This is a genomic window from Roseibium sp. 10G30-5 (genome assembly GCF_055809635.1).
Window position 1 is genome coordinate 2,509,386 of sequence record NZ_CM147918.1, and the last position, 16,184, is coordinate 2,525,569.

Below are 16,184 nucleotides of genomic sequence, written 5' to 3' on the forward strand. Positions count from 1 at the left end.
AGGGGCTGGTGTCTGACACTGGCCGAACTGAGGATCCCGGGACGGGTCTTTACGATCCGCCTCTAAACACAAGGGCGGGATTTCCCGCTAGATGGATATGGCACGGCAGGAAGCGAACAGCGTATTCGCACTGACGTCGTTGCTTTACGGCGCCAACGCAGCCTACATTGAAGACCTCTATGCGCAGTACACGGAAAACCCTGCCTCGGTCTCTGCCGAGTGGCAGGATTTCTTTGCTGCCTTTCAGGATGAAAAAGAAGACATCCTGAAGGAAGCCCGGGGAGCCCCGTGGAAGCGCAAGGACTGGCCAGTTGAGGCCAGCGGAGATCTGATCAATGCCTTTGATGGCAACTGGGCGCCGATTGAGAAAAAGCTCGGCGACAAGTTGAAAGATAAGGCAGAGGTCAAGGGTGAGGCCCTTTCGGAAACGGAAGCTCATCAGGCGACACGCGATTCCATTCGCGCGCTGATGATGATTCGGGCGTACCGCATGCGCGGTCACCTGCATGCCGATCTGGATCCTTTGCGTCTGTCTCCTCCAGGAGACCACGAGGAACTCCACCCGTCGAACTATGGCTTCACGGAAGCCGATTACGACCGCAAGATCTTCATCGACAATGTTCTGGGTCTCGAATATGCGACCATCCCGGAAATGCTGGAGATCCTCAAGCGGACGTATTGTTCGACGATTGGATACGAATTCGTTCATATCTCGGATCCGGCCGCAAAGGCCTGGATTCAGGAGCGGATCGAAGGGCCGGGCAAAACCATTGATTTCACGCCGGAAGGCCGCAGTGCCATCCTGAACAAACTGATCGAGGCCGAAGGCTTTGAGAAGTTCCTTGATGTGAAATATACCGGCACCAAGCGCTTTGGCCTTGATGGTGGTGAAGCGTTGATCCCGGCGCTTGAGCAGATCATCAAGCGTGGCGGTCAGTTGGGTGTCAAGGAAATCGTGTTTGGCATGGCTCACCGTGGCCGCCTGAACGTGTTGTCACAGGTGATGGGCAAGCCCCACCGCGCCATTTTCCACGAGTTCAAGGGCGGGTCTTACACGCCGGATGATGTGGAAGGCTCGGGCGATGTGAAGTACCATCTCGGTGCGTCCTCCGACCGTGATTTCGACGGCAACAAGGTTCACCTGTCGCTGACAGCCAACCCGTCTCACCTGCAAATCGTCAACCCTGTCGTGCTTGGGAAGTCCCGTGCAAAGCAGGATCAGCATTCTGCTGTTGACGGGGAATGGGTGGAAACGACGGAAGTTGACCGCACCAAGGTTCTGCCGCTGCTGTTGCATGGCGATGCAGCCTTTGCTGGTCAGGGCGTCGTTGCCGAATGTTTCGGCTTGTCTGCTCTGCGCGGTCATCGCACAGGCGGTTCGTTGCACGTCATCATCAACAACCAGATCGGCTTTACGACGAACCCGCGTTATTCGCGCTCTTCGCCGTACCCGTCCGATATGGCCAAGGTGATCGAAGCTCCGATCTTCCACGTGAACGGCGATGACCCGGAAGCAGTTACGCATGCGGCCAAGATCGCTATCGAGTTCCGCCAGAAGTTCCGTCGCCCGGTCGTGATCGACATGATCTGCTACCGCCGCTACGGTCACAACGAAGGCGACGAGCCTGCGTTCACACAGCCGATCATGTATCGCAAAATCCGCAAGCATTCCACAACCCTGCAGATCTATTCGGATCGTCTGGTCAAGGATGGCGTTCTGACAGCCGACGAGGTTGAGGCACGCAAGGCGGATTGGCGTAAGCATCTGGACGCCGAATTCGAAACCGGCCAGAGCTTCAAGCCGAACAAAGCCGACTGGCTGGACGGTAAGTGGTCGGGTCTGAAGCGGGCTGATGACGAGGAAGATCCGCGCCGCGGTTCAACCGGATTGTCGGACGAGGCACTTGAGGAAATCGGCAAGGGTCTGACGACCGTGCCGGATGGCTTTAATGTGCATCGCACCGTTGGCCGCTTCATGAAGAACCGTGCCAAGATGTTCGAAACCGGCGAAGGCTTCGACTGGGCAACGGCAGAAGCCATGGCGTTTGCCGGGCTGCTGCGCGAAGGTCACCCGGTGCGTCTCTCCGGTCAGGATTGCGAGCGCGGAACGTTCTCGCAGCGTCATTCGGTCCTGTATGATCAGGAAAACGAAAACCGCTATATTCCGCTCAACAACCTGAAGAACGGACAGGCGCGCTACGAAGTCATCAACTCGATGCTTTCGGAAGAAGCCGTGCTCGGGTTTGAATACGGCTACTCGCTGGCTGAACCGAACGCGCTCACTTTGTGGGAAGGCCAGTTCGGTGACTTTGCCAACGGCGCGCAGGTCATCTTCGACCAGTTCATCTCTTCGGGAGAACGCAAGTGGCTGCGCATGACCGGTCTGGTCTGCCTGTTGCCGCATGGCTACGAAGGCCAGGGTCCTGAGCATTCCTCGGCTCGTCTGGAGCGCTATCTCCAGATGTGTGCGGAAGACAACATGCAGGTTGCCAACTGCACAACGCCTGCAAACTACTTCCACGTGCTGCGCCGGCAGTTGAACCGCGATATTCGCAAGCCGTTGATCCTGATGACGCCGAAGTCGCTTCTGCGTCACAAACGGGCCATTTCCAAGCTTTCGGAAATGGGCGAAAACAGCACGTTCCACCGCTTGCTTTGGGATGATGCCGAGCATGGCGGGCAGACGGATGTCAAGCTGGCTCCTGACGACAAGATCCGGCGTGTGGTGATGTGTTCCGGCAAGGTCTATTATGATCTTCTGGAAGAGCGCGAAAAGCGTGGCATCAACGATGTCTATCTGCTGCGTCTGGAACAGTTGTATCCGTTCCCGAAAAAGGCACTGATGGCAGAGATGAAGCGTTTCAAGAATGCCGACGTCGTCTGGTGTCAGGAAGAACCCAAGAACATGGGGGCTTGGTTCTTTGTCGAGCCTTACATCGAATGGGTCCTGGAGCAGGTTGGCGCCAAGGTCACACGGCCTCGTTACGCTGGTCGCAAGGCTTCGGCCTCCACTGCAACGGGCCTGATGTCGACGCATCTGGCACAGTTGCAGGGCTTCCTCGACGAAGCGTACTCTGAATCATGATAGTTTGAGGGCCGCAGCCGTGGCCCTCTCACCCATCCGGAACTGGCTAAGGCAAACTTAAGAGAAGGCGACCATGGCAACCGAAATTCGCGTACCCACTCTGGGTGAATCCGTATCAGAAGCCACCATTGCACAATGGTTCAAGAAACCCGGTGATGCCATCAAGGCAGATGAGCCGATCGTTGAGCTTGAAACCGACAAGGTGACAGTTGAAGTCCCAGCTCCCGCATCGGGAACTCTGGAAAGCATTTCTGTCGCCGAAGGCGAAACCGTCGAGGTTGGCGCACTTCTGGGTCAAATCGCAGAAGGTGGCGAAGCTGCTGCATCTGCACCGGCTGACGCGCCGAAGGCTGAAGATGCTCCGAAGTCTGACGACAGCGGTGATGCCAAGAAGGACCTGATTGACGTTCTCGCGCCAAGCGCTGGTGAATCCGTCACCGAAGCTGAAGTCGGCGAATGGAGCGTCAAGGTTGGCGACACCGTCAAGGCTGACGATACACTCGTTGAACTGGAGACTGACAAGGCCGCTCAGGAAATTCCGTCTCCGTCAGCAGGCACAATCGTCAAGGTTGTTGCGCAGACGGGTGATACGGTTGAGCCGGGCAGCCTGCTCTGCCAGATTGATCCCTCCGGCGCTGCTGCACCGGCTGGGGATAGTGCCCCCAAGGCAGACGCTGCGTCTGCTCCGGCCGCTGCCCCTGCCCCTGCTGCTTCCGGTTCGTCCATGCCAGCGGCCCCGTCCGCGTCCAAGATGATGGCCGAAAACAACTTGTCTTCGGATCAGGTTGCCGGTTCTGGCAAGCGCGGTCAGGTCCTCAAGGAAGATGTGATCAACGCTCTCGCATCGGGTGCAACCACTCAGCAGGCAGCCCCCAAGGCGGCACCGCGCGGGCCGGTTGTTGCAGATGACGAAGCGCGTGAAGAGCGTGTTCGCATGACCAAGCTGCGTCAGACGATTGCACGTCGCCTGAAGGATGCGCAGAACACGGCCGCCATGCTCACCACCTACAATGAGGTGGATATGGGGCCGGTCATGGAACTGCGGTCCGAGTACAAGGATCTCTTCCTGAAGAAGCATGACGTGAAGCTTGGCTTCATGGGCTTCTTCACCAAGGCGGTCTGTCATGCTCTCAAGGAAGTTCCGGCCATTAATGCCGAGATCGACGGCACAGACCTGATCTACAAGAACTTCTGCCACATCGGTGTGGCTGTTGGGACGGAGAAGGGCCTGGTTGTTCCTGTCGTACGTGACGCCGATCAGATGTCGATTGCCGAGATCGAAAAGGAAATCGGAAATCTGGCGCGCAAGGCACGTGACGGCAAGCTGGGTATGGGCGACATGACCGGCGGTACGTTCTCGATCACCAATGGTGGTGTTTACGGTTCGCTGATGTCCTCGCCGATCCTGAACGCACCGCAGTCTGGTATTCTTGGCATGCACAAGATCCAGGAACGCCCGATGGCCGTGAATGGCAAGGTTGAGATCCGTCCGATGATGTATCTGGCTCTGTCCTACGACCACCGCGTTGTCGATGGCAAGGAAGCCGTGACGTTCCTGGTTCGCGTCAAGGAATGTCTGGAAGATCCGCGTCGCCTGATCCTGGACCTCTGAGACTGACGAACTGATTGGGAGCCGGGACAATGAGTCTCGAATATCTGATTGCCGCGTTTGTGGTCGTGCTGGTTCCGGGAGCTGGCGTTGTCTATACCGTGGCAATCGGATTGGAGACTGGGCGATTGGGCTCGGTGGCGGCAGCCTTTGGTTGTACACTGGGCATCGCTCCCTCTGTCCTGGCTGTCCATTCTGGGTATGTCGGCTCTTCTCAACACAAGCGCCTTCGTGTTTCAGATCGTGAAATTCGCAGGCGCAGCCTATCTACTCTATCTCGCGTGGCAAACGCTGCGCCAACGTGGGGCTCTCGCCCTGTCCGCGCGGAGCCCTGACCAGCCGAGAAAAACGGCGGGCGCGATCGTTCGGACCGGCTTTCTCATCAATACTCTGAATCCGAAGCTTACCGCTTTCTTTCTGGCGTTTCTGCCGCAATTCGTTGATCCCGCGTCTGCTGATCCGCACTTGGACATGCTGGCGATGGCTGGCGTTTTCATGGCAATGACCTTTGTGGTCTTTTGCGTCTACGGAACTTTTGCCGCAGTCTTCGGAGAACATGTCTTGCGCAGCAAACGCGTTCTGTTCTGGATGCGCCAGACGGTTGCGTTGACGTTCGCGGGATTTGCGGCCCGGTTGGCGCTGTCGACTCGTTGAGGTCGGTGGTGAGGTGATGGAACCGGCCGCAGTGGCGGGCTGACTTGAAATTTGATGGGCGTGATGCCCGTGTCGACGACAGGCCCTGGCGCCATGGTCGACGTGATGAAAACTTTGAAAAGGTAAAAGGCGACCGAAATGTCCCAATATGATCTTGTTGTCATCGGCACAGGCCCTGGCGGATATGTGTGTGCAATCAAGGCTGCCCAACTCGGCCTGAAGACTGCCGTCGTTGAAAAGCGGGCCACTCATGGCGGTACCTGCCTGAACGTCGGTTGCATTCCTTCCAAGGCATTGTTGCATGCATCTGAGATGTTCGAAGAAGCCGGTCACGGCTTCGAAAAGCTCGGCATCAAGGTCAGCAAGCCGAAGCTCGATCTCGACACGATGATGAAGCACAAGGCTGACACCATCGATGCCAACGTCAACGGCGTTGCGTTCCTGTTCAAGAAGAACAAGATTGATACGCATCAGGGTACAGGCAAGGTCCTGTCAGCCGGCAAGGTCGAAGTCACTGCGGAAGACGGGTCGACGTCAGTTCTTGAAGCCAAGAACATTGTCATTGCAACCGGCTCTGACGTTATGTCCGTTCCGGGCATCGAGATTGACGAAAAGCATGTTGTTTCCTCGACCGGCGCTCTGGAGTTGGACAAGGTGCCGGGCAAAATGGTTGTTATCGGTGGCGGCGTCATCGGTCTGGAGCTCGGTTCGGTGTGGAGCCGTCTTGGTGCGGACGTCACGGTCGTCGAATACATGGACAAGATCCTTGGACCGATGGACGGTGATGTCTCGAAGAACTTTCAGCGTATGCTCAAGAAGCAGGGTCTTCAGTTCAAGCTCTCCTCAAAGGTCACGGGTGTGAGCAAGAAGGGCAAAGGCGTTGAGGTTTCTGTCGAACCGGCTGCCGGTGGCGAGACCGAAACCATCGAGGCCGATGTTGTGCTGGTGTCGATCGGTCGCAAACCCTACACCGCCGGGCTTGGTCTCGAAGAGGCTGGCGTTGCGCTGGACGAGCGCGGCCGTATCAAGACAGATGGGCATCTGAAAACCAATGTTGACGGCATCTACGCCATCGGCGACGTGATCGTTGGCCCGATGCTGGCTCATAAGGCTGAAGACGAAGGCATCGCGGTTGCGGAAATGCTCGCAGGCCAGGCTGGCCATGTGAACTATGACGTTATCCCGAGTGTCGTTTACACGCAGCCTGAGGTTGCTTCCGTCGGCAAGACCGAGGAAGAGCTGAAGGCTGGCGGTGTGACCTACAAGACCGGCAAGTTCAACTTCTCGGCCAATGGCCGTGCTCGTGCCATGAACCACACCGATGGTTTTGTGAAAGTTCTGGCTGATGAGAAGACCGACCGGGTTCTTGGTGTTCACATCGTTGGCTTTGGCGCTGGCGAGATGATCCATGAAGCCGCTGTGCTGATGGAATTCGGCGGGTCGTCGGAAGATCTCGGCCGCACCTGTCACGCGCATCCGACGATGTCGGAAGCCGTGAAGGAAGCAGCCATGGCAACCTTTGCCAAGCCGATCCACTCGTAAACAGATACGAGCGCTTTGCCCGGTTTAAACCGGGCAGGCCGAACAAAAAAAGCCCCGTTCTCAGCGCGAGAGCGGGGCTTTTTCTTTGATTACGTTCTGCCCATGCCAACCGTGCTCACGGCGTTGGTACGGATGCATGTTGGTGATCGTGTTCACTCATGCAGTGTGAGTGGTCACCAAAGGCCTTGAGGACATTGCAGTCGGAAACGGGATGGTGGCCATCGCAACTGTTCGAGATCCTCAACAGTTCTGTTTCCAACTGCTGAAGTTGCGCGATGCGTTGACGGATCGAGGTGAGTTGGGTCTTGGCGATCTGGTCGATATCAGCGCAAGGCCGATCCGGGTGATGCTCGCTCAAATCCAGCAACATGCGGATTGCGGGCATCGGAAGACCCAGGTCACGCGCATGTTTGATGAAGGTCAGTCGGGACAGGTGATCCGCGTCATAGCGTCTCTGATTGCCCTCGGTGCGTGGGGGAGCACTGAGGAGACCTTCTTTTTCATAATAGCGAATGGTGGGCACCTTGACGTTGGTGCGTTTTGAGAGGTCGCCAATGGAAAAAAGCATGGGTTAGCCCTTGAAGCTATAGTCGCTATAGCAACTATATGGGGAAGACACGCAGAGAATTCCAGTGCTGCCGTATGTGCAGCCAGACTGAAAAGGAGAGCCTCATGGGTGTCGGATGTGGACATCACCATCACGAGACGCAGTTCGATGGCGTCTCTGCCAGTTACAAGCGCCGTTTGTGGCTTGTGATCTTTCTGAACCTCGGCATGTTCGCCGTCGAAATGTTTTACGGTCACCGCGCCGGATCAAAGGCACTGCAAGCGGATGCGCTCGATTTCCTCGGCGACGGCATGACATACGGCCTCGCGCTTGCAGTGATCGGTGCCAGTCTGCAACTGCGCTCTCGCGTGGCGCTGGTCAAGGGTGGAAGCCTGTTGATCATGGGCGTCTGGGTGTTTGGCTCGACCATCTACCAGTTTCTGGTTTCCGGTATGCCTGAGCCGCAGGTGATGGGGGTGGTCGGCGTCATGGCGCTTGCAGCCAATGTGATCAGCGTGGTGGTGCTGATGAATTACAAAGATGGTGATGCAAACGTCCGCTCTGTCTGGTTGTGTTCGCGTAATGATGCCATTGGGAATGTCGCGGTGATGTTTGCGGCGCTGGCTGTCTGGTTCACTACGTCTGGCCTGCCAGATCTGATTGTGGCGCTGTTGATGTCGTTCCTGTTCCTGACATCATCATTCCAGATCATGACGCAGGCCCTGCGGGAATATCGTCAGGGGGAGTCGCACGACCATGATCACGCAGATCATCACGGTCATGCGCATCCGCCTCATCACTGATCCTTGATGTGATCTGGTTCGGTTGACGGCGGGGCTCTGGGTGGTTCCGCCGTTTTTGCGTGAAGCAGAGGGGGAGGCGATACGCGCTCGCATTTAGCGATGATGCAGGATATAGCTCTCGGTGCTGTTAGGCGGAACCTTGCCGCTATGGGGCAGGGGCGTCACATAGGCATTGAGACTGGTGCCATCCAGGCTTTTCATGTCAATCAGCTTGTCGTCGAAAAAACCGCGGAAGATCACGCGGATACCGCCGTTATCGTTCGAGAGAATGTGTCCCAGCGTCCAGCCCCATTTGCAGTTGGCGGGCGAACATTTGGTGAAGGCACGCGCACGAATGAGCACTTTGTTGTCCTCGCACTTGGCGACGATTTGCAGGCGGATGATTTGTTTGAAGTGGGCAGAGGGGTTAACCCAGATGCCATCTTCGGGCAGCGGGCAATATATACGCTTCGGCGCGGCCTGTGCGGACGCAATCCCGATGATCAGACTGGCAAGGGTTAAAAAAATAAAGCGCATACCGTCAACTCCTTAGAGGGACAGAATGCGCCTGCATGCTTACAATTCGGTAAAATTGTTTTAACCTGAAATGATCGGTTCCACGTTCGGCCAAGGCCGGATGTGGAACCGGATCAGGTCGGGCATACCGCCATATTGCGGATATGCCGAAAGGCCGTGATGACCTCGTGTCCGATTAGCGGCGGTGCCCAGCGGACAGGCCTTCGCGCTGAGCGAGCTTACGTGCAGCCTTGCGGGCGCGACGGACAGCTTCACCCTTTTCGCGGGCACGCTTTTCAGAGGGCTTTTCGTAAGCACGACGAGTCTTCATTTCACGGAAAACACCTTCGCGCTGCAGCTTTTTCTTGAGGACACGAAGGGCCTGGTCGACATTGTTGTCGCGGACGAGTACTTGCAAGATAACTCCTTTGTCGATTTCGTTCGTGCACGACGCAAGAGACTGAGCAGTCGATAAGCTGTCGGGCAATGGATGGATAGCATGGCACATCGCAACAGCGGGCCAAGGTGTCGGGACACTATCAAATTTCTCAGAGATTGCACCCCCAAAAAGGTAACTAATTCGGCTCTGAGGGCGCTTTTTTGCCTGTTTGGCGTCTTTAACGCCGTGGATGGGTCTTATCGTAGACGTCCAGCAGACGCTTATTGTCAATCTCTGTATAAATTTGCGTGCTCGACAGGCTTGCGTGACCAAGCAACTCCTGAATGGTTCTCAGATCTCCGCCGCCCGCCAGAAGGTGAGAGGCGAAAGAATGCCGCAAGGCATGCGGCGTTGCGCTGGCTGGTAAACCCAGAGCCCCGCGCAAGCGTTCCATGGCAAGTTGTATCATGCGCGGATTGAGTGGACCGCCTTTCGCTCCGAGAAAGAGCGGCCCCTTGTCTTCTATATGGTAAGGGCACTGCGCCTTGTAAAGCGAGATCGCCTCACCGACGGCGGGCAGCAACGGCACGATACGGTCTTTGCCGCCCTTGCCGGTGATCATGAGCGTACGTGTCTCCGCGGACGGCGCCTTATCGCCGGTGAGCGACAGGGCTTCTGCCAATCGCAGACCGCATCCATAAAGCAGGGTCAGAACGGCGGCATTGCGCGCTTCGATCCAGGCTTCGCGCTCCATATCGAGCTGGCCGCTGGTGATGTCCAGTGCATCCTGCGCGGAGACGGGCTTGGGGAGAGAAGCGGGCTGGCGTGGCGGCCGAACGGCTGCGGCGGCAGCTGCATTCACCTCGCCGCGGTTTTCCAGAAAATTCAGAAACGACCGGATTCCGGCCAGCCCCCGAGCAAGGGATCTGCTGCGGGCACCGCCTGATCGGCGTGTCGCCAGTAACGCACGGAAATCTGCGGGTCGCAAACCGGCGAGATCTTTAAGGCAGGGCGGTCCACCCATATGTCCGGTCAGGAAGTGGAGAAATTGGCGCACGTCACGCTCGTATGCGATCAGCGTCTTGTCGGACAATCGGCGTTCGTCACCCAGATGATCGAGCCATAGAGTGATTCGGTCATTCACATCCGGTTGCGACGTGATCAGAAAGGCATCTTTTTGGGAGGTGCCGGTAGAGCTTTTGGACTGTGCAGGGGCCATGCCATGACAATGAGCGAGAAGTGCATTTTTTTCGTTAATGCGTCTTCATCATAAAACGGCCCGGCGCAGGGCCGGGCCGTTTCAACGTTTAAATACCGATTGAAGACGGCAAAATCAGAGGATCGACTGACCCGTGTTTGCCCAATCCTTCAAGAACGCATCAAGGCCCTTGTCGGTCAGCGGATGCTTCACGAGGCTCTTCAGCGTTGCCGGCGGCACGGTGACAACATCGGCACCGATGATGGCGCAATCCTTGACGTGATTCGGTGTGCGAATCGACGCTGCGAGAATCTGCGTATCGTAGTCGTAGTTGTCATAGATGGCGCGAATTTCGCGGATCAGCTCCAGGCTCATCCATGTGGATGTCGTCCAGACGGCCGATGAACGGCGAAATGAAGGTTGCGCCAGCCTTGGCAGCCAGAAGAGCCTGATTGGCAGAGAAGCACAGGGTGACGTTGGTCTTGTGACCGGCGTCTGTCAGAGCTTTACATGCCTTCAGGCCGTCAAAGGTCAACGGCAGCTTGATCACCACGTTATCGGCGATCTTGGCAAGAACCTCTGCTTCCTTCATGATCTGGTCGAAGTCGGTCGCAGCCACTTCGGCAGAGACTTCACCATCGGTGATCTTGCAGATCTCGGCGATGACTTCCTTGAAATCGCGGCCAGATTTTGCGATCAGGCTCGGGTTGGTCGTAACACCGTCCAGAAGACCAGTTTCCGCCAGTTCCTTGATCTCGGCGGTATCGGCCGTATCAACGAAAAATTTCATGAGCTTTTGCTCCCTAAACTCAACCCAGAATGGGCACCTGTTCTTAGTTCCCCGCGCTGGCGTGCCAGTCACGATTTGAAACTTTTACGTAGGTCTGTTTACCTGAGGATGAACCCAATAAGAACCCCTGATCTCGTACTCGAATGTAACGTATCACTCGGGCCGTGCGTCGAAAGCTCCTCATTCATCCATGCGCGATCAGTTGAACCTTGTCTGCGGACGCCTGCCTGAAAGGCATTGGGCCTGTGCTTTTTGAAGACCCTGACAGTTCCGAAGAAACCATTGCCAGCGTACTCGTACCGGTCGCTGTTCCAGCGCCATATACGTACAAGGTCCCACTCGGTGTAGATGTGCAGCCAGGCGACGATTGTGCAAGTCCCGTTGGGCGCGCGCCAGGCTCTGGGAGCCGTGTGGGATACTCAACCTGACGCGGGCATCAATTCCAAGAAACTCAAGGCGATCTCTCATGTCTACGAGCAGGCGCCCTTGGTTGATGCCGATCTGCGTCGCTTTGTCGACTGGGTAGCCAACTGGACGATTTCGCCGCCCGGCATGGTCTTGCGCATGGTGTTGCGGTCGCAGGAGGCGCTGGAACCCGAGCCGCCGATCCGAGGTGTGCGGCTGAGTGGTCAGGACGCGCCCGTCCGCCTGACGCCTGCCCGTGCGCGCGTTCTCCAGTGTCTGGCGGAAACGTCTTCACGTCCCCGTCTGGAGTTGGTCAAGGCTGCCGGCGTCAGTGCCTCGGTTGTTGACGGACTTGTGAACCAGGGTGCTTGAGGCGGTGCAACTGGCGGCGGGGCGTTTGTTTGCAGCGCCGAAGGTGGACCTGGATCACCCTCCTTTGACGCCGACACAGCAGATTGCCGCCGACGGCCTTCTTGCAAGCTTCGACAAGGGATCTGCTGTCAGTCTGATTGACGGTGTCACAGGATCGGGCAAGACAGAAGTTTATTTCGAGGCCATTGCAGAGGCTTTGCGACGCGGACGTCAGGCCCTTGTTCTCCTGCCGGAAATCGCGCTGACAGAACAGTTTTTGCGTCGTTTCGAGGTTCGCTTTGGCGTGCCGCCCGCAGAATGGCATTCCGAAATCTCGACCAAGAGCCGTGCCCGCGTGTGGCGTGGTGTGGCAGATGGCAGCGCCCGTGTTGTCATTGGTGCGCGCTCGGCGTTGTTTCTGCCATTCCGCGAATTGGGTCTTATAATTGTCGATGAAGAGCACGACGGCGCGTTCAAGCAGGATGATCGGGTGCCTTACAATGCGCGGGACATGGCTGTGGTGCGCGGCCATATCTCGCGGTTCCCGGTGGTTTTGGCGTCGGCAACCCCTTCGGTGGAAAGCCGAGTGAACTCCGACAGTGGCCGGTATACTCGGTTTGAACTGCCAGAGCGGGCAAGTGGGGCTGCGATGCCGGATCTCAAGGCTATCGACATGCGCCAAAATGGGCCGGAACGGGGGCGTTGGATCGCCCCGGAGCTGCTGGCGCAAATGAAAGAGATCCTGCATGGAGGGCGCGCAGTCGCTTCTGTTTCTCAATCGCCGTGGTTATGCGCCTCTGACGTTGTGCCGCAAGTGCGGTCATCGCTTTCAGTGCCCGCATTGCAGCACATGGCTGGTGGAGCACCGTTTTCAAAAGCGTCTGGCGTGTCATCATTGCGGCTATTCACAGGCTATCCCCAAAACGTGTCCGAGCTGTGAAGGCGTCGAGACGCTTGCGGCTTGCGGGCCGGGGGTGGAGCGTGTGGCCGAAGAAGTCGAGGCTCTTTTCCCAGAGGCGCGCACGCTTGTTCTCTCTTCGGACTTGCCGGGCGGGGCAGAGCGCTTGCGGCGGGAGATGAAGTTGGTGGAAGAAGGCAAGGCGGATATCGTCATCGGCACGCAGTTGGTCGCCAAAGGGCATAACTTTCCCAAAATGCGGTTGGTTGGGGTGGTTGATGCCGATCTGGGGCTGTCGAATGGGGATCCGCGGGCGGCGGAAAAAACCTTTCAGCTTCTGGCTCAGGTGACCGGGCGTGCCGGTCGCGTCACGGGCGGCGGCCGGGGGTTCTTGCAAACCTATGCGCCAGAGCATCCGGTTTTGCAGGCGTTGATCGCGCATGACCGGGAAGCCTTCTATACCGCGGAAATTGAGGCGCGTCGTCATGCGGGTTTGCCACCATTTGGGCGGTTGGCTGGTGTGGTGATTTCGGGCAGTGATCGGGCGGAGGCGGAAGGCTATGCTCGTGCATTGGTCCGCCATGCTCCGGTGGAGCAGGCCGTCAGCATTCTGGGGCCGGCAGAAGCAGCGCTGGCGATGGTGCGGGGGCGGTATCGGTATCGCCTGCTGGTCATGACGGTGCGACAATTTGACCTGCAGGGCTTTATTCGCCACTGGTTTTCTCAGGCACCAAAGCCGCGTGGCAACCTGCGTGTGCAAGTTGACGTCGATCCGCAGAACTTTTTCTAGAGAGGGCCTTACGCCTCGGTAAATATGCTATGTTGCGATGACAAGTTTGTGAACGCGATTGTTTGGACTACCGTAGAAGCAGTGCAGTGTATGGAATAGGTTTACTTGTGGCCTGAAAAAGAATTTCCTCTGCTTGAGAAAATGTGTTTGTTTCAGATAAGCTGCGCTGGAATTCGGGAGGGGCGAGAGCAGTTTAGCTTCGTCATCAGTGCGGAATTGGACCGGAACACCACAGTCTGGCGGCCGCAAGTCTGAACCGCTTCGAGGTTTCGGCTTGGAAAATTGGGAGGACATTGTGCAGTTCAAAGATCATTGCGAGAAAAAACACCTTGAAAGAGATCTTCGCTCAAGCGTGGCGACGTTGCGCATGTGCAATGCCTGTGCTAATTGAACCACGACTTTTGGGAGGAAGGGCTTTCATTTTTTCTCTCAATCTTGAATTTAATCATCATTTCAAAGGCTTGGTGTTCTTTCGGGGACTTCGGGCGGTTGAAATACGTCAGAGAGCTTGAATCTGGTGACTGACAAAGAATCCTTAGTATCCGGTGTTGCGGCGCGTTATGCGACGGCCCTTCTCGACCTGGCGGTTGAGAAGAATGTCGTTTCGGATGTCGAGCGGGATCTTGACGCACTTGATCGCTTGCTGATCGAGAGTGACGATCTTTTGCGTCTTGTACGCAGCCCTGTCTTTAGCTCGGAAGAGCAGTTGAAGGCGCTGGGCGCCGTTCTGGACAAGGTGCAGATTTCCGGTCTGGTTGCCAACTTTGCCAAGCTGGTTGCCCGCAATCGCCGCCTGTTTGTCCTTCCGGACATGATCCGGTCTTTCCGCGCACAGCTCGCCGAGCAGCGTGGTGAGCAGACCGCTGAAGTCGTGTCGGCCGTTGCGCTGTCCGATGATCAGGTTGCTGCTCTGGAGGAGGCTCTGTCGTCTTCTTCAGGCAAGACAGTTAAGATTGCAGCGAGTGTTGATCCTGACTTGATTGGGGGGCTTGTCGTAAAGATGGGGTCCCGCATGGTCGATACGTCACTGCGTACGAAGCTCAACTCACTTAAGTTTGCGATGAAAGAGGTCGGCTGATGGATATTCGGGCCGCGGAGATCTCCGCTATCCTCAAGGACCAGATCGAGAATTTCGGCGATGAAGCCGAAGTGACCGAGGTTGGTCAGGTGCTGTCCGTCGGTGACGGCATTGCCCGTGTTTACGGTCTTGACAAGGTTCAGGCCGGCGAAATGGTCGAGTTCCCTGGTGGTATTCAGGGAATGGCGCTCAACTCGAAGAAGACAACGTTGGTGTTGTGATCTTTGGGTCTGACCGTGGCATCAAGGAAGGTGATACGGTCAAGCGGACCGGCGCCATCGTTGAAGTTCCGGTTGGCAAAGAGCTGCTGGGTCGCGTTGTCGATCCGCTCGGCAATCCGCTGGATGGCAAGGGGCCGATCAACGCTACGGCGAAAAGCCGTGTTGAGGTCAAGGCTCCGGGCATTTTGCCGCGCAAGTCGGTGCACGAGCCGATGTCCACCGGCCTCAAGGCGATTGATGCCTTGATCCCGATCGGGCGTGGTCAGCGTGAGCTGGTCATTGGTGACCGCCAGACGGGCAAGACGGCAATCCTGCTGGATACCTTCTTGAACCAGAAGTCTTTGCAGGCCTCTGAAAACGAGCACGACAAGCTGTACTGCATTTATGTCGCTGTGGGTCAGAAGCGCTCAACGGTTGCTCAGTTCGTGAAGGCTCTGGAAGATGCCGGTGCGCTTGAGTATTCGATCGTGATTGCCGCAACGGCTTCCGATCCGGCGCCGTTGCAGTTCCTCGCTCCTTTCGCTGGTTGTGCGATGGGTGAGTTCTTCCGCGACAATTCCATGCACGCCGTGATCGGCTTTGACGATCTGACCAAGCAGGCCGTGGCCTACCGTCAGATGTCCTTGCTGCTGCGTCGTCCGCCAGGACGTGAAGCTTTCCCGGGGGATGTCTTCTACCTGCACTCCCGTCTGCTGGAGCGTTCGGCAAAGCTCAACGAAGAAAACGGTCTTGGTTCCCTGACGGCTCTGCCGGTCATCGAAACACAGGGCAACGACGTTTCGGCGTTCATTCCGACCAACGTGATTTCAATCACTGACGGTCAGATCTTCCTGAAAACAGACCTGTTCTATCAGGGTGTCCGTCCGGCTGTGAACGTTGGTCTGTCGGTATCGCGCGTTGGGTCTTCGGCTCAGATCAAGGCGATGAAGCAGGTGGCTGGTGCCATTAAAGGCGAGCTTGCCCAGTATCGTGAAATGGCTGCTTTCGCGCAGTTCGGTTCCGATCTGGATGCAACGACCCAGCGTCTTTTGAACCGTGGTGCCCGTTTGACCGAGCTGCTGAAGCAGCCGCAGTTCTCTCCGTTGAAGACGGAAGAGCAGGTTGCGGTGATCTTCGCGGGCGTGAACGGCTATCTGGACAAGATCGCTGTCGAGCAGGTGCGTGACTTTGAAGCCGGGTATCTTCTTGTTCTTCGCAATGAGCACCAGGATCTGCTGGACGCCATTTGGGAAAAGAAGGCTCTTGATGATGACCTGAAGGGCAAGCTTTCTGCTGTGCTCGACAAGTTTGTCAAGAATTTCGCCTGAGAACGCTGTCGGGATAAGGAGCAGGGGCGGCC

General features: G+C 57.0%; 9 protein-coding genes and 4 pseudogenes. 8 read left to right on the forward strand and 5 right to left on the reverse strand.

Annotated features, from left to right (window positions below):
• Positions 1-97 precede the first annotated feature (97 nt).
• The 4 genes and pseudogenes from AC0L7U_RS12720 (at position 98) to lpdA (ending at position 6,890) form a co-directional block, all read left to right on the forward strand.
• Entirely contained in the window at positions 98-3,085 is a 2,988-nt protein-coding gene (locus AC0L7U_RS12720; RefSeq protein ID WP_473695810.1) for a 2-oxoglutarate dehydrogenase E1 component, read from the forward strand.
• Positions 3,086-3,158: 73 nt separating this feature from the next.
• The gene (odhB, locus tag AC0L7U_RS12725) at positions 3,159-4,697 is read left to right on the forward strand and encodes a 2-oxoglutarate dehydrogenase complex dihydrolipoyllysine-residue succinyltransferase (RefSeq protein WP_473691164.1); all 1,539 of its coding nucleotides are present in this window, start codon (positions 3,159-3,161) and stop codon (positions 4,695-4,697) included.
• A gap of 29 nt (positions 4,698-4,726) precedes the next feature.
• Positions 4,727-5,348, forward strand: a pseudogene (locus tag AC0L7U_RS12730) (LysE family translocator).
• Positions 5,349-5,486: 138 nt separating this feature from the next.
• On the forward strand, positions 5,487-6,890 hold the full coding sequence (gene lpdA, locus AC0L7U_RS12735) for a dihydrolipoyl dehydrogenase (protein ID WP_473691166.1): 1,404 nt from the start codon (positions 5,487-5,489) through the stop codon (positions 6,888-6,890).
• Between the two features lie 115 nt (positions 6,891-7,005).
• On the opposite strand, the gene AC0L7U_RS12740 is transcribed toward lpdA, so the two are convergent.
• On the reverse strand, positions 7,006-7,458 hold the full coding sequence (locus AC0L7U_RS12740; protein ID WP_473691167.1) for a MerR family transcriptional regulator: 453 nt from the start codon (positions 7,456-7,458) through the stop codon (positions 7,006-7,008).
• A gap of 104 nt (positions 7,459-7,562) precedes the next feature.
• Here AC0L7U_RS12740 and AC0L7U_RS12745 point away from each other — a divergent pair, with 104 nt between their 5' ends.
• Positions 7,563-8,240: a cation efflux transmembrane domain-containing protein gene (locus AC0L7U_RS12745; protein WP_473691169.1), complete on the forward strand. Its 678-nt coding sequence runs from the start codon at positions 7,563-7,565 to the stop codon at positions 8,238-8,240.
• Between the two features lie 93 nt (positions 8,241-8,333).
• On the opposite strand, the gene AC0L7U_RS12750 is transcribed toward AC0L7U_RS12745, so the two are convergent.
• From AC0L7U_RS12750 to fsa, 4 genes and pseudogenes are all read right to left on the reverse strand, one after another.
• Positions 8,334-8,756: a serine/threonine protein kinase gene (locus AC0L7U_RS12750; protein ID WP_473691171.1), complete on the reverse strand. Its 423-nt coding sequence runs from the start codon at positions 8,754-8,756 to the stop codon at positions 8,334-8,336.
• Between the two features lie 175 nt (positions 8,757-8,931).
• Positions 8,932-9,222, reverse strand: a complete 291-nt coding sequence (gene rpsU / locus AC0L7U_RS12755; RefSeq protein ID WP_473691173.1) for a 30S ribosomal protein S21 — start codon at positions 9,220-9,222, stop codon at positions 8,932-8,934.
• Positions 9,223-9,352: 130 nt separating this feature from the next.
• Positions 9,353-10,333, reverse strand: coding sequence for a tyrosine recombinase XerC (locus AC0L7U_RS12760; RefSeq protein ID WP_473691175.1), 981 nt, complete (start codon positions 10,331-10,333; stop codon positions 9,353-9,355).
• A gap of 114 nt (positions 10,334-10,447) precedes the next feature.
• Positions 10,448-11,102 (reverse strand): annotated as a pseudogene (gene fsa, locus AC0L7U_RS12765) (fructose-6-phosphate aldolase).
• A 245-nt stretch (positions 11,103-11,347) separates the two neighbouring features.
• On the opposite strand from fsa, the pseudogene AC0L7U_RS12770 reads away from it, so the two are divergent.
• The 3 genes and pseudogenes from AC0L7U_RS12770 (at position 11,348) to atpA (ending at position 16,152) form a co-directional block, all read left to right on the forward strand.
• Positions 11,348-13,546 (forward strand): annotated as a pseudogene (locus tag AC0L7U_RS12770) (primosomal protein N').
• A gap of 517 nt (positions 13,547-14,063) precedes the next feature.
• Entirely contained in the window at positions 14,064-14,624 is a 561-nt protein-coding gene (locus AC0L7U_RS12775; protein ID WP_473691177.1) for a F0F1 ATP synthase subunit delta, read from the forward strand.
• Positions 14,624-16,152: pseudogene (gene atpA, locus AC0L7U_RS12780) on the forward strand (F0F1 ATP synthase subunit alpha). Before AC0L7U_RS12775 ends, atpA begins: the two are co-directional and overlap by 1 nt.
• Positions 16,153-16,184 lie beyond the last annotated feature (32 nt).

Excerpts from the sequence above, each read along its gene's own strand:
- AC0L7U_RS12720 (WP_473695810.1), top strand. The coding sequence starts at position 98 with ATGGCACGGCAGGAAGCGAACAGCGTATTCGCACTGACGTCGTTGCTT.
- odhB (WP_473691164.1), top strand. The coding sequence starts at position 3,159 with ATGGCAACCGAAATTCGCGTACCCACTCTGGGTGAATCCGTATCAGAA.
- lpdA (WP_473691166.1), top strand. The coding sequence starts at position 5,487 with ATGTCCCAATATGATCTTGTTGTCATCGGCACAGGCCCTGGCGGATAT.
- AC0L7U_RS12740 (WP_473691167.1), bottom strand. The coding sequence starts at position 7,458 with ATGCTTTTTTCCATTGGCGACCTCTCAAAACGCACCAACGTCAAGGTG.
- AC0L7U_RS12745 (WP_473691169.1), top strand. The coding sequence starts at position 7,563 with ATGGGTGTCGGATGTGGACATCACCATCACGAGACGCAGTTCGATGGC.
- AC0L7U_RS12750 (WP_473691171.1), bottom strand. The coding sequence starts at position 8,756 with ATGCGCTTTATTTTTTTAACCCTTGCCAGTCTGATCATCGGGATTGCG.
- AC0L7U_RS12760 (WP_473691175.1), bottom strand. The coding sequence starts at position 10,333 with ATGGCCCCTGCACAGTCCAAAAGCTCTACCGGCACCTCCCAAAAAGAT.